This window comes from Mycobacterium sp. E136 (genome assembly GCF_001666865.1).
Classification (GTDB): Bacteria; Actinomycetota; Actinomycetes; order Mycobacteriales; family Mycobacteriaceae; genus Mycobacterium.
In genome coordinates this window covers 1-22,129 of the sequence record NZ_LZJE01000189.1, presented here as the reverse complement: position 1 = coordinate 22,129, position 22,129 = coordinate 1, and the positions used below count along the sequence as shown (strand labels likewise).

Genomic DNA, 22,129 nt, shown 5'->3' with positions numbered 1-22,129 from the left:
GAGAGATCATGACTACCGCGAAACACCAAGTCGTCATCGTCGGTGGGGGTACCGCCGGCATCTCGGTCGCCGCGCGGCTGCTGCGCAACGGCTATTCGGACGTCGCCGTCATCGAACCGTCCGACACGCACTACTACCAACCGCTATGGACTCTGGTAGGCGGCGGCCAGGCTAAGGCGTCGACGACGGCACGGCCCGAAGCGTCGGTGATGCCCAAGGGCGCGAAGTGGATCAAGAACGCAGCGGCTGGGGTCGATCCGGAGAACAACACCGTCACGTGTGTCGACGGAGCGGACTACGAGTACGAGGTGCTCGTGGTCTGCCCCGGCATCCAGTTGGACTGGAACCGCACCGATGGTCTGGAGCACGCGCTCGGCAGAGACGGAGTGTCGTCGAACTACCGGTTCGACTTGGCGCCACGCACATGGGAATTCATTCGCAACCTCCGTTCGGGCAGTGCGGTGTTCGCCATGCCGTCCGGCCCGATCAAGTGTGCCGGAGCGCCCCAAAAGATCGCCTACCTGGCCAGCGACTACTGGCGAAAGCAGGGCGTGCTGAAGGACATCGACGTACACCTGGTGGTGCCCACGCCGCGACTGTTCGGCATCCCGGCGATCGCCGACAACCTGGACGCGATCGCCGCCGACTACGGAATCACCGTGCACACCAACGCGGAGGTGACGTCCATCGACGCGGCGGCGCACAAGGCGGGCGTGACCCATGTCGGAGATAGCGGACCCGACACGGTGCTGCCATATGACGTTCTGCACGCGGTGCCCCGCCAGTCCGCGCCCGACTGGATCAAGTCGAGTCCACTGTCGACCGGCGACGCGAACGGATACGTCGAGATCGACAAGCACACCATGCAACACGTGCGCTATCCCAACGTGTTCAGCCTCGGTGACGCCGGTTCTTCACCCAATTCGAAAACCGGTGCCGCGATCCGCAAACAGGCCCCGGTGGTGGTCGACAACATCGAGTCCTATTTGTCGGGCCGACCGCTGACCGCCTCGTACAACGGCTACGGGTCGTGTCCGATCGTGACATCCTCGCACGCGATGCTCCTGGCGGAGTTCGACTACGACCTGAACGTGACCCCGTCGTTCCCCCTGCTCGACCCGACCAAGCCCCATCGCAGCTATTGGTACCTCAAGAAGTACGGGTTGCCGTTCATGTACTGGAATCTGATGCTGAAGGGCTTGGCGTAGCAGTTCTTCTGCCCCCCAAGTAAATACGGAAAGGAGAGGGTCATGGCCACGAAGAGCCTGACCTACGACGACTTCGAGTCCACCGTCGTGGACAATCCGGTCGTGCTCGTCGATTTCTGGGCATCGTGGTGCGGCCCGTGCCGTGCCTTCGCCCCGATATTCGAGCACTCCTCGGATTCGCATCGCGATGTCGTGCACGCCAAGGTCGACACACAACGCGAGCTCGACCTGGCCACCGCGCTGGAGATCACGTCGATCCCGACGGTGATGGCGTTCCGGGACGGCGTCCTCGTCTACCGGCAGGCCGGCGCGATGCATCCCGCAGCGCTCGAGGACCTGATCACCCGGGTGAAAGCACTCGACATGGCCGAGGTTCACGCCAAGATCGCCGAACGGAAGGCAGCGCCGGCTTCTTGACTCGGCCCCGACGTCGAGCCGCGGCAAAAGGCATCATCGGTTTCGCGACACGTTTGAACGCGGGCATCGACGGAAATGAATCGATCATGCCCACGCCACGAACTGCGGCCGCAGCGTGTCGCAACGTCGCATGCATGTCGCTGCTGACAACGGGCCTCGTGGCGGTGACCGGCTGTTCTGCGCTGGAGAATCAAGCGCAGAACAGCTCCGAAACCTCGGGCACACGGGCTTCGGCGACCGCGTTGCGAACCGACGCGGTCACTCCTGCGCCCAACCCACCGCCGTCCAATGAGCGGATCCCGCCCATCGGAGACGTGTCGCTGGCGATCGATGACCGCGGCGACCTCGGCGAGATCATCGTCGACAGCACCGGACGCACGCTGTATGTCTTCTCGACGGACGCGGCGAACGGGCCCACCTGCTACGGCGAATGCGCAGACACATGGATTCCGCTGCTCGCCGATTCCGACCCGGCCGGGGGACCGGGTATCGACGTGGCGGCGGCCAAGACCGTTCCGCGTCGCGACGGCCGTGCCCAGGTGACCTACCGGGGCCACCCGCTCTACCGGTATGCGGGGGACGTGACGGACAGGGACGCCAACGGGCAGGGCCTCGACATGTTCGATGGTGAATGGCACGTGCTGACCAAGTGGGGCGAACCGCTGGCCTGAGGAATAGCCGCGCGCATACCAACGTTGGCAGGCGCATCGACGGCAGTGAGGACGCGCATGGAATTCGGGATCTCCACCTTCGTCAACGACGACACCATCGACACCGTGACCCTCGCCCGCGCGATCGAGGAGCGGGGTTTTCACGCGCTTGCGGTCGCCGAGCACACTCACATCCCGGCGAGCAGGCAGTCGCCGTACCCCATGGGCGGTGAGCTGCCCTCCATCTACTACCGGACCCTGGACCCGTTCGTCACACTCGCCGCGGCGGCGGCGGTGACCTCCAAGATCGAGTTGATCACCGGTATCGCGCTTCTCATCCAGCGTGACCCGATCATCACCGCCAAGGAGGCGGCCAGCATCGACCTCATTTCGAATGGCCGTTTCGTGTTCGGGGTGGGCGCGGGCTGGAACATCGAGGAGTTACGCCATCACGGCACCGACCCGAAGACGCGCGGTGCGCTGCTCGACGAGCGCATCGAGGCGATCAAAGCGCTGTGGACCGACGAACCGGCCGAGTATCACGGCCGCTTCGTCGATTTCGATTCGTCGTATCTGCGCCCGAAGCCCGTGCAGAAACCGCATCCGCCGATCGTGGTCGGCGGTGACTCCGACGCCACGGTCAAGCGGGTGATTCGCCACGGTGCCGGGTGGATGTCCAATCCGCTGCCGGTCGAGAGGCTGGCCAGACGGATCGGCCAGATGCGGGACGGCGCAAGCCGCGATGTCCCGTTGACGACGTTCGGGACTCCGATCGACCCGGACTACTGGCGCGCCCTCGACGAACTCGGCTACCGGCAGGCGAACCTGCTGCTGCCCACCAAACCGCGCGACGAGTCGCTGCGACTTCTCGACGACTACGCGGCGAAGGTTGCCCGGTACCGCGGCTGAGCCTTCCCGGGTCCCGCTGTCCCTCGACTCCGGTCGAGTTTCTATCGTGACTGCATGAGCAATGCCGGTGACGCCGATCGATTAGCCGAGTTGGCGCGCGGGGTCGTCGCCGACCACGACCCGAAGAACGTTCCCGTCCCCGAGTTCCTCGGTGCTTGCTACGACGCCGGTCTGTCGTGGGTGCACTTTCCCGAGGGTCTCGGCGGGCTCGGGGTGTCCCGCGGGCTCCAGTCGGTCGCCGACCGCATCCTGCAGGGCGCGGGTGGGCCGGTGCCTCTCGGTTTGAATCCGATGGGCTACGGCATGGCCGCACCGACGATTCGCGAGCATGCCCAAACCGAGGAGGTGAAGCGGCAGTGGCTGCGGCCCCTGGCCACCACCGAGGACCTGTGGTGTCAGCTGTTTTCCGAGCCGGGAGCGGGCTCTGACCTCGCGGGGCTGGCGACATCGGCGGTTCGCGACGGTGACGACTGGGTGGTCAACGGCCAGAAGGTGTGGACCAGCCTCGCCCACCGGGCGCGCTGGGGGCTGCTGCTGGCGCGCACCAACCCGGATGTGCCCAAGCACAAGGGTTTGACCTACTTCGTGATCGACATGCACGGCACCGGCGTTCAAACCCGGCCGCTGCGACAGATGACCGGGCAAGCCGAGTTCAACGAGGTCTACTTCAACGACGCGCGGATCCCCGACAAGCACCGCCTGGGCGAGGTCGACAACGGCTGGGCCGTCGCCATGACCACGTTGATGAACGAGCGCACCGCGCTCGGCGGAAGCGGGAGCCGGCGTGGTGCGGGCACCATCGCCGACGCGACCGGGTTGTGGGCGTCGCGGCCCGACCGGCACACACCGGTATTGCGGGACCGGCTGACGCAGTTGTGGCTGCGCTCGGAGGCGCAACGCCTCACCTCGGAACGGTCGCGCGCCGCCGCCACGGTGGGCGGACCCGGTCCGGAGGGGTCGGTCGGCAAGCTGGTCGGCGCGGAACTGAACCAGGACATCTACCAGTGGTGCATGGATTTCCTTGGGCCCGAAGGGATTCTGTACCACGGCTACCAGCAGGGTGCAGGGACCGGCGAACGGGATTGGCAAGGGCCCATCCAGCAGCGATACCTGCGGAGCAGGGCCAACACCATCGAAGGCGGAACGTCTGAGGTGATGCGGAACATTCTCGGCGAACGCATCCTCGGGCTGCCTGGCGACCTGCGTGCCGATGCGGGCATGCCGTGGAAGGAGATCCCCCGTGGCTGAGAAGCTTGCGAACCAGACTGAGCGCCGAGCTGGGCAGGCAGAGTTCAGGTTCACCGACGAGCAGAGCCAATTGCGCGACGCCGTGAGCAAGTTCAGCGCCGAGCACTTCTCGGAGGAGACGGTTCGCAGGCTCATGGAGTCCGAGCCGCCGTTCGATCCGAAGGTATGGGCCCGGCTGGGTGCTGAGCTCGGCGTGCTGGGCCTCTCGGTGCCCGAGACCGACGGCGGCGTCGGCGGCACGCTTGTCGATCAGGCAGTCGCTATCGAGGAGCTCGGGGCGCGGTTGGCGTGCGGACCGCTGTTCGGCACGGTGTATCTCGCGATCCCGGCATTGGTGGCCGCATCGCCCGGGCCCCTTCGTGACGAACTGCTCGGCGACCTGGTCGAGGGTCGGCGCACCGCGGCCGTCGCGGTGACGGACCGGGCCGGTGTGCTCGATCCGGATGCCGTTGCGGTGACCGTGAGCCGGGATACCTTGTCGGGCAGCGTGGCTCAAGTAGTCGACGGCGGCATCGCCGATGTGTTGCTGGTCGCCGCGCGCGGCTCCGACGGCGTCGCGCTGTACGCCGTCGACACCACCGCCGAGGGCGTGCAGCGCACCCCGCTGGCCACGCTCGACCTCACCCGGTCCCAGGCCAACGTGACGTTCGCCGACGCGCCCGCACGCCTGATCGCCGGGCCCGCCGAGGCGGTCCGCGTCGTCAACCACGCGTTGCAGGTGGGTGCGGCATTGTTGGCCGTCGAGCAGGTCGGCGCCGCACAGCATCTGCTCGACCTGTCGGTGGAGTACGCGAAGTCGCGGCTGCAGTTCGGCCGGCCGATCGGATCGTTCCAGGCGGTCAAGCACCGGCTCGCCAATTTGCTCGTCGACGTCGAACACGCGAGGTCGACGGCCTACCACGCGATCTGGGCCCTGACGGACGGATCCGACGACCCCGCGTTGGCGACGAGCATTGCGCAGTCGGTCTGCTCGTCCGCATTGACCCACGTCGCCAACGACACCATCCAGGTGCACGGCGGGATCGGGTTCACGTGGGAGCACCAGGCTCACCTCTACTACAAACGCGCAGCGACTGACGCGATCCTGCTCGGCAGCGCCGAGGAGCATCGGGACCGGGTCGCGGCGATGGTGCTCGACGGCGCGGACGCGGAGCGGGTGCCCCGGGTCGCCGACGGACTCCCCGCATGACCCTGGTTGGCGCTGGACACGGCCAAGCACTAATTTCCCTCGGGTGATGTCTTCAGCTGCCGCCGCGGTTGCGCGGTGGATCGCTCCCCTCTTAACCGTCGCGGCGGTTGTTCTGGGCCTGCACGCCGGCCCGGCGCCGCTCGTGCGGTTGGCCAGCGAAGCGAACCCATTGGCCGGTGCGCCGTTCTACGTCAATCCCGACTCGGTGGCGATGCGCGCCGCGCAAAAAGCCGATCCGCCGATTCCGGAGTTGACCACGGTCGCCAACACGCCGCAGGCGTATTGGATCACTCCCGGCCCCTCTGCCGCGACGGTCGCGAAGTACGTCGGTGACGCGCAGGCGGCGGGCGCCATCCCGGTGCTGTCCATCTACGGGATCCCGCACCGCGACTGCGGCAGCTTCGCCGCGGGCGGCATGGCCAGCGGTGGGGCCTACCGGGCGTGGATAGACGACATCGCCGCCGGCGTGGGCGGTTCGAGAGCGGCGATCATCGTCGAACCCGATGCCCTCGCCATGGCCGATTGCCTCTCGGGGGACCAGCGTCAGGAGCGCTTCGACTTGATCCGCTACGCGGTTGACACGCTGACGCGCAATCCGGCGGCGGCCGTGTACGTCGATGCGGGTCACTTGCGCTGGCACAGCGCCGAGGAGATGGCGTCCCGGTTGAACCAGGCCGGTGTCGAGCACGCCCGGGGCTTCAGCCTCAATGTGGCGAACTTCTTCAGCACCGAGGAGGAGATCGGGCACGGCGAGGCGATCTCGGGGCTCACGAACGGCAAGCACTACGTGATCGACACGTCGCGCAACGGCAACGGAGCGGCCCCCGACTCGCCCCTGCACTGGTGCAACCCCAGCGGCCGGGCACTCGGTGTCCCGCCGAGCACGCAGACCGCGGGTGCGCACGCCGACGCCTATCTGTGGATCAAACGCCCCGGCGAGTCCGACGGCACCTGCGACAAAGGTGATCCACCCGCCGGCACCTTCGTCAACCAGTACGTCATCGAGTTGGCCCGCAACGCTAGTCCTCGGTGACCACGTCGGTCGGCCCGTTCGGTAACGATTCGAAACCCGTTGTGTTGCAGGATGAGACATGAGAGCTGACGTCTTGCTCACGAACACTATGTTCACAGGGTGCGCCGGCGAACCGCTCTCAAACTCCCACTGTATCTGGCAGCCGCCGCGGCACTGACCAAACTGCCACCCGTCGCGGCCGCCGAGACGGGGCGATGGTCGGCTGACCGCGCCAACGCCTGGTACGCAGAGCAGGGTTGGTTGCTGGGCGCCAATTACGTCACCTCGAACGCCGTCAACCAGCTCGAGATGTTCCAGGCGGGCACCTTCGACCCGCGCCGCATCGCCGGTGAGCTGAGCGTGGCCAAGCGCATCGGGATGAACACCATGCGGGTGTTCCTGCACGACCAGTTGTGGGCCACGGACCGGGCCGGCTTCAGCCAGCGGCTCTCGCAGTTCGTCGCCATCGCGGCGAGCCACAACATCAAGCCGCTCTTCGTTCTGTTCGACTCGTGCTGGAATCCGTTGCCCAAGGCCGGTCCTCAGCGCCCACCGATCAAGGGCGTGCACAACTCGGGATGGGTGCAGAGTCCCGGCGCGCACCGCCTGCAGGATCCGGCGTACACCCGGGTGCTGCAGAGCTACGTCACAGGTGTGGTCGGGTTGTTCCGCAACGATCCTCGGGTTCTGGGTTGGGACGTGTGGAACGAGCCGGACAATCCGGCGAAGGATTACCGCAAGGTCGAACACCCCGACAAGCAGAAACTAGTCGCTGCGTTTCTGCCCCACGTGTTCCAGTGGGTGCGCGCGGTCAACCCGATTCAGCCGCTGACAAGCGGTGTGTGGCAGGGCCACTGGCGAGATCCGGGCAGCCGCAGTGAGATCTGCTCCCTACAGCTCGAACTCTCGGACATCATCAGCTTCCACAGCTACGGCACTCCGTCCGAGTTCGAGGACCGCATCGACGAACTCACTCCGCTGGGCAGGCCGATTCTGTGCACCGAATACCTCGCGCGCAACCTCGGCAGCACCGTCGATGGCATCCTCCCGATTGCCAAGCGGCGCCATGTCGGGGCGTACAACTGGGGATTCGTCGCCGGGCGGACCCAGACGTACCTGCCGTGGGACTCCTGGAACGAGCCCTATACGACGCTCCCGGACACATGGTTTTCCGACCTGATCCATCCCGACGGGCACGCGCACAATGACGACGAGATCCGCTTCATCCAGAAGCTGGTCGGTTTGAGCACCTGAGGATTCAGGCACCGAAATATGCTGCACGCCAGTGTGCTTGAAGCCTGGACCTAGTTGTCTACCGGTGGTGGTTGGGGTTCGAAGGGGTTGTACCACCACCATTCGGCGCGTTCGCCGAGGGGTCCGGGGCAGGGTGGGACCGCGGGTGGGGGTTGTGTGGGTGGTCGTGCCAGCGATCCAGGGTTCAGCGGTTTGCCGTCGCGGCCGGTGACCATTAGGTGCTCGGCGGGGCCGGTGATGGTGATCTCGCCGCTGTGGTGCAACCGGTGGTGATAGGGGCAGACCAGCACCAGGTTGTCCAGTTCGGTGGGCCCGCCGTCCTCCCAGTGCCGGATGTGATGAGCGTGCAGCCCACGGGTCGCCGCGCATCCAGGGACGCGGCAGGTGCGGTCGCGGTACTCCAGCGCGCGGCGCAGTCGGCGGCTGATCACCCGCGTCGAGCGCCCCGACCCGATCACCTGGCCGTGGCGCTGCAGCCACACCTCACAGCCGGTGTCGCACAACAACAATTGCCGATCGGCCTCGGACAGCACCGGGCCCAGGTGCGGCCACGCCGCGGGGGTGTCGACATCGAGGTGCACGATGACGGTGCTGTGCTGATCATGCGGGCGTCGGGCCACCTCGGCATCCCACGCGGTCTCGACCAGGCGCATGAACGCATCGGTCACCGTCGGGAACGGAACGCGGCACTGCCAGTCACCCTCGGCGGGGCGCTCGTAATCGTCGCCGACCGCATCGGGGCCGTGATCGGCGAAGTGTTCGCCGATCAGCGCGTCGCGGTGCGACTGCAGGGCGGCGTCGAGCTTGGCGGCCTCGATCGTGGGCAGGGTGATGCGGTAGGTGGTGAACTCGTCACCGACGGTTTTGCTGATACCGCGGCGCGGTTCGGGGCGTTCGGGTTCGGGGCGCGGTTCGAGTTTGATCGCGAACCGTAGTTGGTTGACCGTCGCCACCGCCGCCATGTCGGCGTAGTGCCCATCAGAGCCCGCGCCGGCGTATTGGGCGATCACCCCGACCTGATCCAACGACAACCGGCCTTCGCGCATCTCGGAGGTGCAGCGGGGAAACTCCTCGAAACGATGCGCCACCGCGGCCACCTTGGTGGCGGTGCCATCAGACATCCCCAGTTTCCAGGCCACCAGCGCTTTGACCGATCGCACACCCTCGGCGGTCGACCACAGCCCGTCGCGGTCGATCTCGGCGATGATCTCCACGATGCGCCCATCGATCGCATTACGCTGCCCCGACAACTCGGCCAACTGCTCATAGAGCTGACCCAAACGCTGCTTAGGGCCCACCACAACCCGAGCATCCGGAGAAGCGAGCGAAACCATAACCACATCATCACAAAAGGGTCCGACAAGTATTGGACACGGGATCAAAGCAACCGGCTGCACCAAGTAGCGACACGGTCTCGCTTTGGCCGCGAACGGGTTTCGACCGCAGGGTTGGGCCGGATATCGCGGATACGATGGCTCGATTCGACATTCGAGTGACTTATCCCCATCCCGAGGTACCACGTGAAACTGCGAAAGACGCTGGCGTGCCTCGGCGTTGCGCTCCTGTCGCTACCGCTCGCGGCACCGGCAACGACCCAAGCCCAACCTGCCGCTGCTGCCGTGCAGACGACGCAGTGGATCGTCGTCGGGGTGCCCGCCGCCAGTGCCACCTCGGGAACGCTCACCGCCTTCGAGCAGACCGGAGGGCAGTGGAAACCCGTTCTGGGACCGACACCCGCCAAAGTGGGCGCGCTGGGTGTCGGCGCCCCCGCCGACGGTGTGCACCGAACACCGGTCGGCACGTTCACCTTCGACCAGGCCTTCGGCCGGCAACCAAACCCAGGCACCAAGATGCCGTACTTTCAGGCCACGAACCAGGACTGGTGGGACGAGGATGCCGACTCACCGACCTACAACACCCGCGTCCGTTCGCCACGCAAGCCGTCCTCCATCGCCGAGAACCTGTACGACTCCGGTCCCGTCTACGATTACGCCGTCAACATCACCGTCAACCCGCAACGGATCCCGGGGAAGGTCTCTGGCATCTTCCTCCATGTAACCGACGGCAACCCGACCTGGGGGTGCGTGGGCATCGGCCGCGACGAGATGCGCACACTGCTGACCTGGCTCGACCCCGCGGCAGCTCCGAAGATCACCATCGGGGTCGGAAGCCCGTCGCTCGTGCAGTCGAGGGCGTGATCAGCGACGCAAGGGCACGGCGGCCTCGAAAGCCGCCGCCTTACCGGCGGATTGCCACTGTAGCCAGCCCTCCCACCGCTTGAGGTTGTACTGCTGCCAGCGGCGGTCCAGCGTCGACGACAACCGGCGACCGATCTCCAATGCGAGGACCACCGGAAACCGGCTGAGCAGCAACGCGATTCCCGGCAGGGCCGATGGCAGCCGGTAGCGGCGGCGGTTCCAGGGCAGCATGTACAAGCCGAGATACCCGGCCTGCAGGCGGTAGTGGTACTCGGCGCGGAGCCGCTCCAGGCCCCGGTACGCCGGCGCGGGCGCGAAGGCCGGGACGAAGGACTGGACGAGCTCGGTGCCGCTGTCTCCGCTGTCGTAGCTGCGGGCCGCGTCGGACATGAACAGAATCCGCCACGCGTCGGCAACGGTTTCGGGGAAGTACCCGTCGCACCGAACCCCGACAAGGTGCCCGCAGTAACGGTTGAAGTGCAGAACGGCCCGCATCTCGCGCGGTGAGGTGAGGTGCCCGAGAAGGAACAGACCGAAAGCGGGTGCGACGCTGCCGCCCAACAGAGTCAGCAGCATGGCCGACTGGCTGATCGGCAGCCCCCAGCGTTCGGCGTCCCACTCCGGATGCTGTTTGACACGGTCGCGGACGCTGACATGCATGATCCGCACATGCAGAGAGATGTTGCGGCCCAGCGATCCTGGCGTCAGGATCGCTCCGGGTCTGCAGACCTCGATCCACCAGCGTGACGTCTCCAGGTACCGATGCAGCGCGCGCTGCCCGGCATAGCCGCCGGAAAGCGACAGCGGTACCGCCAGCCAGCCCTCGGTGTAGGTGTCGTTGGTGCCGGCGTTTCCGAGCGCCCCCAACGCGTAGGCCCAACGGCGCCAGACCGCCGCGCCTTCCTCCACGAGCTGCGGATCGACCCAGTCGGGCAGCTGCTCGAACTCCTCGAACAGCGCCCGCATCGATGCGGGCGCCTCGGCGACGTTGTCGATGCCCACCCGCTGCGCCGTCTCGACGAGATCGCGGGCCTTCCTGGCGCCCAGCTCACCGTGATAGGTCTCGGCGACGAAGCGTTCGGCGACGGGGTCACCCGCGTTCAGGCCCGTGATGAACGCCCGCGCGGTGGCCTCGGAGGGAAGCAGGTCCACACGCACGAGTCGCTTCACCACATTTCGCAGGCGAGCGCGGCGGCCGGTGAGCCCCGGGTACCGGAACGCGGTGGGCGCGTGAGGTGATCGTGCGCTGAGATCCGGCATGGCTCAGTCTTAGCCGACTAGTTCGCGAGCGTACGGTTTTTCGCGGACTCTTTCGGCGCGCGCGTACGCAGGCGCACACTCGCTGCGACGGCGGCGGCCACCACGGCCACCACGGCCGCACCGGTCAACGAGGCGATCAGGATCGACGTGGTGTCGTGCAGGCGCACCGCGATACCGACCAGCGCCCAGACGATCACCAGCCCGTAGGCGACGTCGCGGTGAAGCAGGTTCATCACCACGCCAAGGGCGGCCGCCACCGCGATCATGATCACGCCCCATGTCGGCTCGGAGAGCCCGAAGCCGGACCACCCCGCGTCGTCGAGGGTGATCGTCGCGTTGGCGATCGTCGCGACCGAGATCCAGCCCAGGTACACGCGGAACGGGATGTGCACCGTCCAGCGCTCCAGCGTCGAGGTGGGCGGGCTGCAGGCTTGCAGGCGGTAAATGATGATCAGGGCGATCAGCAGCACCACCATCAGCAGCATGCTCAGCGGAAACCGGTTGTGATGCCACGCGAACAGCCAACAACAGTTGGCCACCGCGGTCAGCACGTACCAGGGGGCGATGGCGCGCGCGGCGCCGCTGTCGGCACGGCCCCGGGTCAGTGCGACGCCGAGGTACACGCTGTATGCGATCAACCCGAGGTAGATCACGCTCCAGATAGAGAAGACGTAACCGGCAGGCACGAAGTACACCTCGTAGCGGCGGGTGACGTCACCGGTGGTCTGGCCGTTGATCGGTAGGGCGTTGGCCAGATAATTGACGACGAGTGTGGCCGCCGTGGCCAGGCCCACGACAAGGGGCAACAGCCACGCGGATGGCGAACGGCCGTCGACGGTACGGCTGACCATATGAGCTCCTCCTTCGAGAGACATGCGGGATATGCCCATTTGCCGCGCTTTCCGAACCCTAGTTATCGTCCGCCGCGGTGAGGCCGAGCTCTTTCGCCCTGTCGAAGTGGTCGTCGATCAGCACGACGGCGTGGCCCGCGCGATGGAGTATCGACGCCGCGATCGAGGACCGATATCCGGACGCGCAATGCACCCAGACCGTCGTGGTGGGGACTTCGCCGAGCCGCTCGGGTAGCTCATGCAACGGTATGTTGCGCGCTCCCGGAATGTGCTCGGACTCGTACTCGTGGCTCTGTCGCACATCGAGCACCGCCACGGCGTCCGCGCGGCGCTGGTCGGCCAGTTCCGCGAAATCCGCGACCGGGTAGGAACCGAGCGGCATTCCATCGCTCAGATCGTCGATGTCACCGGTGGCCGCACCCGTCAGTCGGTCGACGCCGATACGCACCAATTCCCGTTTTGCGTCGGCGATCTGATCCGGCGACTCACCGATCAACGTCACCGGCGCACCCCACTCATAGAGCCAGCCGAAATAGCTGACGAAGGAGCCGGACAACTCAAAACCGAACGCTCCCTGAAGATGTCCGGCCGCGAAGGCCCTCCGATTGCGCAGATCGACCACCCATTCGCCGGCCTCGAGTCGGCGGCGCAGTTCGTCCGGATCGATCGGCTCGGGCGGCGTCAGATCGACTGGGGCCGGACCCTCACTGTTGATGACGCCCATGTGCGCGTAGTACGCGGGGTAGGCCGAAAGTCCGGCGAGCAGTTCGTCGACGAAGCTCTGTTCGTCCTGTGTGAGCGCCGGGTTGGACCGTCGTTGCTCGCCGACCGTTGATTCATCACCGGAAGCCGGTGTGGCCGAACAGAAGCTGCCGAAACCATGAGTCGGGTAGACCGGTGTGTCGGGGGGCAGATGATCGGCGATCTTGCGCACCGAGTGATATTGCGCATGGGTGAGTTCCTTGGTGTCCTCCGCGCCGATCAGGTCCGTACGACCGGTGGTGCCGAACAACATTGAACCACCGGTGAAGACGCCCTGGACCTTGCCGGTGTCGTCCCGCAGCACATAACTGATGTGATGATGGGTGTGGCCCGGAGTGTGCATCGCCTCCAGACGGATGGGTCCGGCGTCGATCACCTCACCGTCGCTGACTGCGCGACGGGGGTAGTTGACATCATCGCCCGCGGGCACCACGTACTCGGCGCCGACGGTGCGCGACAGTTCGAGTCCACCGGTCAGATAGTCGTTGTGCAGGTGCGTTTCGGCCACGTGGGTGATGCGCACCTTGAGATCATCGGCAAGCGTGAGCACCCGGTCGATGTCGCGCTGCGGATCGATCGCAACGGCGACGTCACCGTGGCTGATCAGATAACTGCGGTCACCGAGTCCGGCGGTTTCGATGATCGAGACGTCCATTGGTTCTCCTTCTGTTGTCATCGTAGAAAGATGGTGTCGACGAGAACGTAAGCGGCGACGGCGAATACGAGGTAGGCAAACCAGCGCTGCAGACGGTCGGTGTCGACCTTGGTGCCGAAGTATCCGGCGGCGAGCGAGGCGACCATCGCCGCTGCGACGAATGCCGCGGTGAGCGACCAGTCGACACTGATGCCGTGAAGATGCGAGAAGATGCCGGCCACGGAGTTGGCGACGATGATCAGCAGCGAAGTGCCGATCGCAGTGGACATTTCGACCCCGAGTACGACCACGAGCGCCGGAATGATGAGGAATCCGCCACCGACGCCGAACAGCCCGGTCAGCAAGCCCACGACAAGGCCGGCCCCGATCGATCGTGGCGCGCAGCGGCGCCAATTGACCTGACCGGCGCGCACCTCGCAAGCGGTGCCGGTATGGCCCTGATCGATCAGCATGCGAACCCCGGCGATGACCATCACGACGGCGAACCCGATCAGCAGCGCCGACTCCGGCAGGTGTCTGCTGATGGCACTGCCGAGGACCGTCGCGGGGATACCGGCCGCCGAGAAGATTCCGGCCATGCGCCACCGGACCTGTCGGGCGCGAATCTTCGGCAGCACACCGACCGCCGACGCGGTGGCGACGACGATCAGCGAGATCGGAATGGCCTGTTCGACGCCGATGCCCATGCCGTAGACGAGGGCCGGAACGGCGAGTATCGAGCCCCCGCCACCGAGCAGGCCCAGAAGTACGCCGATCAGCGCACCGAGCGCCAGGCCTATCGCTAACGCCATGGAAGGTCCTGTACCCGTTACCGGTGCCAGCGCCCGCGCGCGGGGCGGGGCGGGGCGGGCGCGATCCGCTGACAGCGGCACTGCTGTGCGGCCGGCACCGACCGCATCACCTCGTCGACGTGCTGGCCACAGCCGTCCCACGTCGTCTTGCCGCAGGACGGACATCGGACTGCGTAACACATGATGAGACCTCTCTTCGAGAATCCGGGGAGAGAATATACCCCCCTCGGTATTATCTACCGTACCCCCGGTGGTATTTATTCCGAACCCGGTACGGACATTTCCGCCCCTCCGCAGAGTTCGCAATCAGGGAATTACGAGCTCAACTGCGGCGTTGAGCTGGGAAGCGCATACCCCCACGGGTAATATGGAAACATCGACGAAAGGAACCACCATGGTTGGTGATCAGGAAGCCATCGGCGCCGTCCTCAACCGGTTGCGGCGCGCGCAAGGACAACTCGCAGGGGTGATCGCGATGATCGAGCAGGGCCGCGACTGCAAGGACGTTGTGACCCAACTCGCGGCGGTCTCGCGGGCGCTAGACCGTGCGGGCTTCAAGATCGTCGCGACGGGCCTGCGCGAATGCATGACCGGCGACCAGGAGGGCAACGAAAGACCCATGACCGAGGCGGAACTCGAGAAACTCTTCCTCGCACTGGCGTGATCGACCACAATCGACAAAGGAGTCACCATGGGAATCGCACTGTCCACGAGCCTGAAGGCATCATTCGACGATGCCGTCGCCCGCACCCGTGAGGCGCTTGCCGAGCAGGGGTTCGGCGTTCTGACCGAGATCGACGTCAAAGCGACGCTGAAAAAGAAACTCGATCAGGACATGGAGAACTACCTCATCCTCGGCGCGTGCAATCCGCCCTTGGCGCACCGGGCGATTGAAGTGCAACGGCAGATAGGTCTACTGCTGCCATGCAACGTCGTGGTGCGCAGCGACCCAGACGACCCGGATACGACGATCATCGAAGCGATGAATCCACAGTTGCTGGTCGACGTCACCGACGAGCCGGCGTTGAAGCCGATAGCCGAAGAAGTGGGGAGCATGTTGAAGGCGGTGATCGGCGCGCTGTCCCGATGATTCTGGACGGAAACCGTTTTCTAGGTTTTCCGAACCCGGACGGGGTCAGGCGAGCTTCGCCAGCGCGACTTCCGGGTCGTATCCGGCGAACTCGTCGAGGCGGCCGTCGCGCAACCGGTTGACCCACGCCGGGTCGGCGAGAAGGGCGCGACCGATCGCGACGAGGTCGAACTCGCCCGACTCGAACTGTTCCACCAGACGGTCGACGGGCGCCGGTTGGATCACCTGGCCCTGCTTCTCGCTACGGAACTGCGTCTCGAGGCCGACCGAGCCGACTGCGATCACCGGGCGGCCCGACACCTTCTTGGTCCAGCCCGCGAGGCTCAGCTCGCGGTCGTGATCCGGAAATCCAGCCACGTAGTGCCTGCGCGTCGAGGGGTGGAAGACGTCGACGCCGGCATCGACCAACGGAGTCAACAACTCCTGAAGTTCTGTTGGGTCTTCAGCGATCGACGCCGTGTAGTCGGTGCCCTTCCACTGCGAGAACCGGAAGATGATCGGATAGTCCGGCCCCAGCGCGGCCCGCACCGCGACGACTACCTCGGCCGGGAAGCGCGTTCGTTCGGCGAGGGATCCGCCGTAGGTGTCGGTGCGCAGATTCGTTCGCGCCCAGAAGAACTCGTCCAGAAGGTAGCCGTGGGCACCGTGCAGCTCGACGGCGTCGAAACCGGCGTCTCGGGCGGCGAGCGCGCTCTGCACATACGACTCGGCGACCCGGGACAGTTCATCGGTCTCCAGCGCACGCCCCCTGGGCCGACCGTGGCCGTCGACGCCCGAAGGGCTGACCGGCGCCACGCCGTCGGCGTCATCGCGCTGCGCACCCTGATGCCACAGCTGCGCGGCGATCGTTCCGCCCTCGGCGTGTACGTCCTCGACGACGCGCGCCCAGCCCGCCACCGCGTCGTCACCCGTTAACGTCGGGACGGAAAACGGGTAGCCGGCGGCGGGGTCGGCGAGCCGGATCCCTTCGGTGATGATCAGCCCGACGCCACCGGCGGCGCGGCGGCGGTAGTACTCGGCCACATCGGCGCCCGGGACACCACCCGGGGAGGCCTGACGGGTCATCGGCGCCATCGCGAACCGGTTCGGCACGGTCAGCGAGCCGATGGTCAATGGTCGAAACAGATTCTGAACGGCCACGAAGCCGTTCAACGCCGCGGCGCCGGAGATGATTCCGGCCCGGCTACTGCTCCGACGGCTTGTCGACGGCCTCGTCGGGCAGCGGGAGCCCCTCGGCGCCGGGTGTCGCGGGGGACAGCACGTCCTCGGCCTGCTCGGTGGTTTCCGGCGTTACATTCTCGTTCGGAGATGTCATGTCCGGTCTGGTACCCCTCAGCCGCGGTCGGTAATCGCTCGGATGCGGTGTGCGCATGTCGGGTAGCGACTCCGGCGGCGTCAGAAAGAAAGTTCGGATGTACTGGTAAGACTGCGGCCGACGGCGACGCCAATGAAACGAGAGGACCCTCGTCGGCTTCGAGGCGGAAGGGAGCGCGGGTGGACGCCGAGTCCGATGAATGGCTGCGCCTGCTGCACTCCGCGAACCCCCGGCGCGAAACCGGGATCGCCCGGCTGCACGAGCAGATGCTGCGGGCCGCGCATGCCGAGGTGCGCCGACGGCAGACCCGGATCACCGGCATCGAGCTCGACGACATCGCGCAGCAGGCCGCATCGGATGCCACCGTCGCGGTTCTCGACAAGCTCACGACGTTCCGCGGTGAGAGCCGCTTCACCACGTGGGCCTACAAGTTCGTGATCCTCGAGGTCGCCAACAAGCTCGGCCGTCACTACTGGCGCAATGCGCCGGCGGTGCTGGAGACCGAGGACTGGAAGCGGCTGCCCGAGCGTTTCGGTGTCGATCCCAGCCAGCACGCCGAGGCCGGCGAGCTCACCGCCGCGATCCGGCGCGCCGTCGAGACCACCCTCACCGCCCGTCAACGGCAGATGTTCGTCGACATCGTCGTCAAGGGCATACCGCTCGACGCTCTGTGCAGCAAGCGCGGCGCGAACCGAAATGCCGTCTACAAAGCCGTTTTCGAGGCGCGACGTAAGATCCGCGAATTTCTGGTCGCCAACGAATATCTGACCGACCACGCCGCATTGGACAAATCGTGACCGACTGGGCCCGCCTGCACCGGTTTCTCACCACCGATCCTCGCGACGTCGGTTGTGAGGAGGCGATGGAGGTTCTGCACATCTACGCCGAGTTACCGGCACACGAACGGGCGCAGCGCTATCCGGGTGTGATGGCGCACCTGCTGGCGTGCGGACCCTGTGCCGACGACTTCGACGGGCTGCTGGCCGCCATCGCGGACGACCACGGACGACCACAGCAGGAGGAGCATTGACCGCGACACGAATCACCGCACTGGGCCAGACGATCTGCCGCTACGGCCTCGTCGTGGTGCTCGCCTGGATCGGCGTCGGCAAGTACGTGAAGATGGAGAGCCGCACCCTCATCGAGCACAGCCCCCTGATGAGCTGGCTCTACGACATCTTCAGCGTGACGGCGGTGGCCTACGCGCTGGGCACGGCCGAGATCGTCGCGGCGGTACTCATTGCACTGCGCCCTCTTTCGGCAAGAGCCACGGCCGCCGGAAGCGCGATGGCCATCGTGTTGTTCCTCGGCACGTTGAGCTTTCTGTTCACGACGCCAGGTGTGGTCTCGGCGCATGCGGGCCCGATCCCGGTGCTATCCGGGCTGCCGGGCCAGTTCCTGCTCAAGGACCTCGTGCTGATCGGTGTCGCGGTGTGGAGCCTCGGGGAAGCGATGCAGTCGATGCGCCGATCCGATTCCCGGACAGAGGATTTCGCTGCCGTCTGAGTCCGGTCGTCAAGCGCCCCGATGCACCGGCCCGAGCCGCTCGGCGATCTGCTCGACGGCCGACTCGACCTCGGCAAGCCGGTTTCGGAGCCGTTCGGGCACCCACGCCAGCGCGATACGCGCCGGGGCCCAGTTGGTCTCGTCGATCGGGATCAACTTGAACTCCGGCAGGGAGAACATTTTGCCGATCAGCGAATCCGGTGCGTAGCTCACCAGCGCGACGAGGTGCCGGTTGAACACCTGCGTGGCCATCTCGAGTTCGCCTCCGCGCTGGTTCGTCGTCGCGCGGACGATGCGATGCACACCGCGGCTGTTGAGGCGCCGCGTCAATCCCGCCAGCACCACCGGATTGGGCCGGGCGAAGTCGATCACGACCTCCCGGTCGCGCAATTCGTCGATCACCACCAGGTCCTTGGCGGCCAGCGGATCGTCGAACCGCACCGCGACCGCGCCCTGGTAGCTCGCCACCACCTTGTGGCGCAGGCGTTTGTCGCTGGCGGGCAGGTGGATCAGGCCGAGTTCGGCCTGTCCGGCGATCAGCTTGGCGGCGACCTCGGTGCCTGACCCCGGAACGGTGAACTCCGTCGCCCCGGGCAGGTCGGCCAGCACCGCCTCGAGCTGGGCGAGGAGGTCCGACGGCGCATAGGCGGTGGCGCTGAGCCGCAGCGGCACCGAACCCTGCGCCCCCTGCATCGCGGTGGCCTTGAACTCCTCGACCTGCCGCAGGATCTCGCGGGCCGGGCCGATCAGCCGCTCGCCGAGCGGGCTCAACCGCACCTCGTGATATCCGCGTTCGAACAGCGCTCCGCCGAGTTCCTTCTCGAGGAGTTTGATCTGCTTGCTCAGCGGGGGCGGCGTGATCATCAACTTGTCCGCGGCCCGCTTGAAGTGCAATTCGTCGGCGACGGCGACGAAGTACCTGAGCCTGGTGAAGTCGATGTCCATTCCTGCCGGTCTCGAACGGGGTGCCCGTGCACCCCGAATGCTACGAGATCACCGGCGCGTCCCGGTCAGACCGCTGCGTCGACGTCTGTCGTCTCGAACACTCCGCGGCTGTGCAGCGCCTCGATCTCCGTCGCGTCCAGACCGAGGAGCTCCGCGGCGATCTCAGCGGTCTGCTCGCCGATGAGCGGGGCTTGGCGCAGCGGCGGGTCGGCCACGTGATCGCAGTGGATCTGCACGTTCTCCATCGTGAACGGGACGTCTCCGTGCGGGTGGAGTTCCTCGCGGAACGACCGCCGCTGCTCGTAGTAGTTCCACGACGGCAGCTCGTCGGCGTGCATGACGGCACCGGCCGGTACGCCCGCGGCCTGCAGCTTCTCCATCGCCTCGGTCCGCGAATGCCGTTCGGTCCACGCGCGCACGGCATCGGGGTCCACCTCGCCGTCGCCGGGCAGGCCGACGACCCACCGCAACGCCTGCAGGTCGGCGTCGTCGCGAACGGTGATCGCGATCCACTTGTCGTCCCCGGCCGAGGGGAACAGCCCCCACGGCCCACGCGGTTGCGCACCGGAGCGGGTGTGCCCGGCGCGCTCGAGGGCATCGGCTGCGATCTCGGCGGCCACGTGGCTCAACATCACCTCGGCTTGGGCGATGCTCGCCGACCCGCCTTCACCGGTGCGCTCGCGACGCAGGAGCAGCGCGATCGCGGACAGGGCGCCGATCCTGGCCGCGACGTGGTCCGGGTACACGGTGACGGTGTCGCAGAAGGTATCCGGTTCGCCCGGATACACCCACTGGTTCGTGAACCCGACCGCGGCGCGGACCAGCGGCCCGTATCCCAGGCGTTTGGCCCATGGACCGGTCGGGCCGAACGCCGAGCTGTCGACCACCACGACGCCGGGGTTGATTTGCCGCAGCGTCGCGTGATCCATGCCCAACGCCTCGGCGACACCGGGTTTGAAGTTCGTCAGCACCACGTCGGAGATCCGCGCCAGGCGGTGCGCGAGTTCCCTGCCTTCCTCTGTGCGCAGATCGAGACCGATCGAGCGCTTGTTGCGGTGGCCTGCGGCGAACGGCTGGGTCATCGTCGTGAGCTTGCCGACGCGCAGCCCGTCGGGGTGGGCGGAGTGTTCGATCTTGACGACGTCGGCGCCCAGATCACCGAAAAGCCGGCCGGTGTCGGCGCCGACGACAATGACGCCGAGGTCCAGCACCCGGATACCCTCCAGGGGGCGGCCTTCGCCCTGGCGCTGGGGGCTCGCCAACAACGGGGCTGCGGTGAGGCGTTCGGAGCGTTCGGACGAGATGTCGAGTGCGCTCGCCCGGTGTCCGTCGATCTCGGTGACCCCGACCGGGATCGGGGCCACCACGCCGGGGACCAACTCGACGTCGCGGAAAAAGCCACGGGCACCGAAGTGTTCGGCCGTCAAGGCCTCCGACAGCGTGAGGACGGCCGCCGTCGGCACGCCGTGGGCCTGCCCCTGCGATTCGAGTTCTGCGCGGGTCTTGTCGGCGCAGAAGCGGGCGATGGCGTCGAGCAGATGCGGTGAGCGGAAACGCTTTCCCAGCTTGTCGTAGGACGGGTCGGCGAACTCCTCGGGGCTGCCCATCCAGGTGAACATCCCGCGCCACTGCCGTTTGGCCAGAATGCAGATCCGCACGTGGCCGTCCTTGCAGGGGATGATCGGATAACGCTGGCGTTCGGCGTCCCAGTCGCGTTGCTGCACGCTCACCGCGACGCCCGCCGACGCACTCCCGGCCGACCCGAACGGCGGATCGAGCGTCTGCATCGCACCGTCGAGGATCGAGAAGTCGATCAGGTCTCCCTCCCCGGTGCGCAAGCGGTCCAGGTAGACCGCGACGGTCATCACCGCGGCCTGCGCGGCGGCCACGTGATAGGGCAACTCGGCTGGCGGGACCAGCGGTTCGCGGCCCGGGATGCCGGACCGGGACAGCTCGCTACTCAGGGCGTGAAACACCGGGCCGCTGCCCTGCCAGGTGCGGTAGTCGTTGTCGCGGCCGAAGTCGCTGAGCGACAGGATCACCAGCGACGGGTGCTGTCTGCGGATCTCACGCACGGCCAGCGTCGCTTCGGCGAGCGACCCCGGCCGGGTGTCCTCGATCAGAATGTCTGCACTAGCGAGCATTTCGGCGAACCGATCGCGGTCGACCACGGTCGACAGATCCAGCGCGATGGTCGGCATGCCGTGCCGGTTGATCGCGGTCTGCACCGGAACCCCGCCGACGTGCGGGCCCACCGCGACGTCTTCGGTGACACCGCGCATCTGCACCGCGGTCACGGTGGCGCCGAGATCGGCGAGCAGGCGGCCGACTGCCGTCATCGGTCCCGAGCTCAGATCGAGGATTCGGGTCCCGGACAGCGGGGGATCGTATGCGGCGCTGTGTGACACCGCGTCAGCTCCGGCGGGCCTGACGGAACGGGATGTCGCGGTCGGCCTCGGGCTCCTTGGGCAACCCCAGCACTCGCTCGCCGATGATGTTGCGCTGAATCTGATCGGTGCCGCCGCCGATCGAGGTGAAGAATGCGTTGAGCGTCAGGAAGTTGACGTCATCGGCCACGGGGTTCTCCGGCCCGGCCAACAGGGCCTGCGCGCCGATGATCTGCGTCTTCATCGCGGCCTCGGTGTGCAGGATCTTCGACATCGCGAGCTTGCCCAGCGACATGATCGAGCTCGACGTACCCTGCGACGTACTGGCTTTCGCGCGGGCGTTGTTGAGCTTGTTGAGCTCGCGCATCGCCAGCACCTTGGCCAGCGGGTAGCGCACGGCGGGGTCGTCGAGCACGCCGTGTTCGCGGGCAAGCTCGATCAGGCTGTCGGCCTTGCGGCTTCGCGATCCGCGGGCGCTGTCG

25 protein-coding genes are annotated in these 22,129 nt (G+C 66.7%); 14 read left to right on the top strand and 11 right to left on the bottom strand.

The features are described 5' to 3' along the window. Nucleotides 1-8: 8 nt before the first annotated feature. The 8 genes from A5698_RS12460 to A5698_RS12425 all read left to right on the top strand — a co-directional run bounded on the left by A5698_RS12460 (nt 9) and on the right by A5698_RS12425 (nt 7,887). Entirely contained in the window at nt 9-1,208 is a 1,200-nt protein-coding gene (locus A5698_RS12460; RefSeq protein WP_067083487.1) for an NAD(P)/FAD-dependent oxidoreductase, read from the top strand. Nucleotides 1,209-1,250: 42 nt separating this feature from the next. Continuing rightward, entirely contained in the window at nt 1,251-1,625 is a 375-nt protein-coding gene (trxA, locus tag A5698_RS12455) for a thioredoxin (RefSeq protein WP_068297012.1), read from the top strand. A gap of 134 nt (nt 1,626-1,759) precedes the next feature. Further along, nucleotides 1,760-2,296 carry a COG4315 family predicted lipoprotein gene (locus A5698_RS12450; protein WP_067083517.1) on the top strand — a complete coding sequence of 179 codons (537 nt, stop codon included), beginning with the start codon at nt 1,760-1,762 and terminating at the stop codon, nt 2,294-2,296. A 57-nt stretch (nt 2,297-2,353) separates the two neighbouring features. After that, entirely contained in the window at nt 2,354-3,184 is an 831-nt protein-coding gene (locus A5698_RS12445; RefSeq protein WP_067083490.1) for an LLM class F420-dependent oxidoreductase, read from the top strand. A 54-nt stretch (nt 3,185-3,238) separates the two neighbouring features. Further along, on the top strand, nt 3,239-4,432 hold the full coding sequence (locus A5698_RS12440) for an acyl-CoA dehydrogenase family protein (protein ID WP_067083491.1): 1,194 nt from the start codon (nt 3,239-3,241) through the stop codon (nt 4,430-4,432). Beyond that, complete coding sequence (locus tag A5698_RS12435) at nt 4,425-5,621, top strand: acyl-CoA dehydrogenase family protein (RefSeq protein ID WP_067083493.1); 1,197 nt, start codon at nt 4,425-4,427, stop codon at nt 5,619-5,621. The genes A5698_RS12440 and A5698_RS12435 overlap by 8 nt, the downstream gene beginning before the upstream one ends. A 46-nt stretch (nt 5,622-5,667) precedes the next feature. After that, the gene (locus A5698_RS12430) at nt 5,668-6,654 is read left to right on the top strand and encodes a glycoside hydrolase family 6 protein (RefSeq protein ID WP_068297026.1); all 987 of its coding nucleotides are present in this window, start codon (nt 5,668-5,670) and stop codon (nt 6,652-6,654) included. A gap of 99 nt (nt 6,655-6,753) precedes the next feature. Next, nucleotides 6,754-7,887 carry a glycoside hydrolase 5 family protein gene (locus tag A5698_RS12425; protein ID WP_067083495.1) on the top strand — a complete coding sequence of 378 codons (1,134 nt, stop codon included), beginning with the start codon at nt 6,754-6,756 and terminating at the stop codon, nt 7,885-7,887. A gap of 50 nt (nt 7,888-7,937) precedes the next feature. Here the strand turns inward: A5698_RS12425 and A5698_RS12420 are convergent, their stop codons facing one another. Continuing rightward, complete coding sequence (locus tag A5698_RS12420) at nt 7,938-9,221, bottom strand: HNH endonuclease signature motif containing protein (protein WP_067293075.1); 1,284 nt, start codon at nt 9,219-9,221, stop codon at nt 7,938-7,940. A 186-nt stretch (nt 9,222-9,407) separates the two neighbouring features. On the opposite strand from A5698_RS12420, the gene A5698_RS12415 reads away from it, so the two are divergent. After that, nucleotides 9,408-10,085, top strand: a complete 678-nt coding sequence (locus tag A5698_RS12415) for a L,D-transpeptidase family protein (protein WP_067083995.1) — start codon at nt 9,408-9,410, stop codon at nt 10,083-10,085. On the opposite strand, the gene A5698_RS12410 is transcribed toward A5698_RS12415, so the two are convergent. The 5 genes from A5698_RS12410 to A5698_RS29975 are packed head-to-tail and all read right to left on the bottom strand — an operon-like array spanning nt 10,086 to nt 14,586. Continuing rightward, complete coding sequence (locus tag A5698_RS12410) at nt 10,086-11,345, bottom strand: oxygenase MpaB family protein (protein ID WP_067083994.1); 1,260 nt, start codon at nt 11,343-11,345, stop codon at nt 10,086-10,088. 17 nt (nt 11,346-11,362) lie between these two features. Then, the gene (locus A5698_RS12405; RefSeq protein ID WP_067083993.1) at nt 11,363-12,196 is read right to left on the bottom strand and encodes a TspO-related membrane protein; all 834 of its coding nucleotides are present in this window, start codon (nt 12,194-12,196) and stop codon (nt 11,363-11,365) included. 58 nt (nt 12,197-12,254) lie between these two features. Further along, nucleotides 12,255-13,613: an MBL fold metallo-hydrolase gene (locus A5698_RS12400; RefSeq protein ID WP_067083991.1), complete on the bottom strand. Its 1,359-nt coding sequence runs from the start codon at nt 13,611-13,613 to the stop codon at nt 12,255-12,257. A 17-nt stretch (nt 13,614-13,630) separates the two neighbouring features. Beyond that, on the bottom strand, nt 13,631-14,404 hold the full coding sequence (locus tag A5698_RS12395; RefSeq protein ID WP_068297009.1) for a sulfite exporter TauE/SafE family protein: 774 nt from the start codon (nt 14,402-14,404) through the stop codon (nt 13,631-13,633). 17 nt (nt 14,405-14,421) lie between these two features. Continuing rightward, complete coding sequence (locus A5698_RS29975) at nt 14,422-14,586, bottom strand: DUF8730 family Cys-rich protein (RefSeq protein WP_502688913.1); 165 nt, start codon at nt 14,584-14,586, stop codon at nt 14,422-14,424. A gap of 212 nt (nt 14,587-14,798) precedes the next feature. On the opposite strand from A5698_RS29975, the gene A5698_RS12390 reads away from it, so the two are divergent. After that, nucleotides 14,799-15,068: a metal-sensitive transcriptional regulator gene (locus A5698_RS12390; protein WP_068297006.1), complete on the top strand. Its 270-nt coding sequence runs from the start codon at nt 14,799-14,801 to the stop codon at nt 15,066-15,068. Between the two features lie 27 nt (nt 15,069-15,095). Continuing rightward, nucleotides 15,096-15,494, top strand: coding sequence for a DUF302 domain-containing protein (locus A5698_RS12385; protein WP_068297004.1), 399 nt, complete (start codon nt 15,096-15,098; stop codon nt 15,492-15,494). A gap of 45 nt (nt 15,495-15,539) precedes the next feature. On the opposite strand, the gene A5698_RS12380 is transcribed toward A5698_RS12385, so the two are convergent. Both A5698_RS12380 and A5698_RS29730 read right to left on the bottom strand, forming a co-directional pair. Next, the gene (locus A5698_RS12380) at nt 15,540-16,634 is read right to left on the bottom strand and encodes an NADH:flavin oxidoreductase (RefSeq protein ID WP_068297002.1); all 1,095 of its coding nucleotides are present in this window, start codon (nt 16,632-16,634) and stop codon (nt 15,540-15,542) included. A 43-nt stretch (nt 16,635-16,677) separates the two neighbouring features. After that, nucleotides 16,678-16,809, bottom strand: a complete 132-nt coding sequence (locus A5698_RS29730) for a hypothetical protein (protein ID WP_286144481.1) — start codon at nt 16,807-16,809, stop codon at nt 16,678-16,680. Nucleotides 16,810-16,988: 179 nt separating this feature from the next. On the opposite strand from A5698_RS29730, the gene A5698_RS12375 reads away from it, so the two are divergent. The 3 genes from A5698_RS12375 to A5698_RS12365 are packed head-to-tail and all read left to right on the top strand — an operon-like array spanning nt 16,989 to nt 18,315. Continuing rightward, on the top strand, nt 16,989-17,606 hold the full coding sequence (locus A5698_RS12375) for a sigma-70 family RNA polymerase sigma factor (protein WP_068297000.1): 618 nt from the start codon (nt 16,989-16,991) through the stop codon (nt 17,604-17,606). Next, the gene (locus A5698_RS12370; RefSeq protein ID WP_068296998.1) at nt 17,603-17,839 is read left to right on the top strand and encodes a hypothetical protein; all 237 of its coding nucleotides are present in this window, start codon (nt 17,603-17,605) and stop codon (nt 17,837-17,839) included. The genes A5698_RS12375 and A5698_RS12370 overlap by 4 nt, the downstream gene beginning before the upstream one ends. Continuing rightward, nucleotides 17,836-18,315, top strand: a complete 480-nt coding sequence (locus A5698_RS12365) for a DUF417 family protein (protein ID WP_068296995.1) — start codon at nt 17,836-17,838, stop codon at nt 18,313-18,315. The genes A5698_RS12370 and A5698_RS12365 overlap by 4 nt, the downstream gene beginning before the upstream one ends. Nucleotides 18,316-18,324: 9 nt before the next feature. Here A5698_RS12365 and A5698_RS12360 read toward each other — a convergent pair whose 3' ends face one another. From A5698_RS12360 to A5698_RS12350, 3 genes are all read right to left on the bottom strand, one after another. Further along, on the bottom strand, nt 18,325-19,260 hold the full coding sequence (locus tag A5698_RS12360; RefSeq protein ID WP_068296992.1) for a LysR family transcriptional regulator: 936 nt from the start codon (nt 19,258-19,260) through the stop codon (nt 18,325-18,327). A 65-nt stretch (nt 19,261-19,325) separates the two neighbouring features. Then, entirely contained in the window at nt 19,326-21,599 is a 2,274-nt protein-coding gene (locus tag A5698_RS12355) for a CoA transferase (RefSeq protein ID WP_084792420.1), read from the bottom strand. 73 nt (nt 21,600-21,672) lie between these two features. Next, a partial coding sequence (locus tag A5698_RS12350; RefSeq protein ID WP_286144479.1) for an acyl-CoA dehydrogenase family protein occupies nt 21,673-22,129 on the bottom strand: 457 nt, incomplete at its 5' end.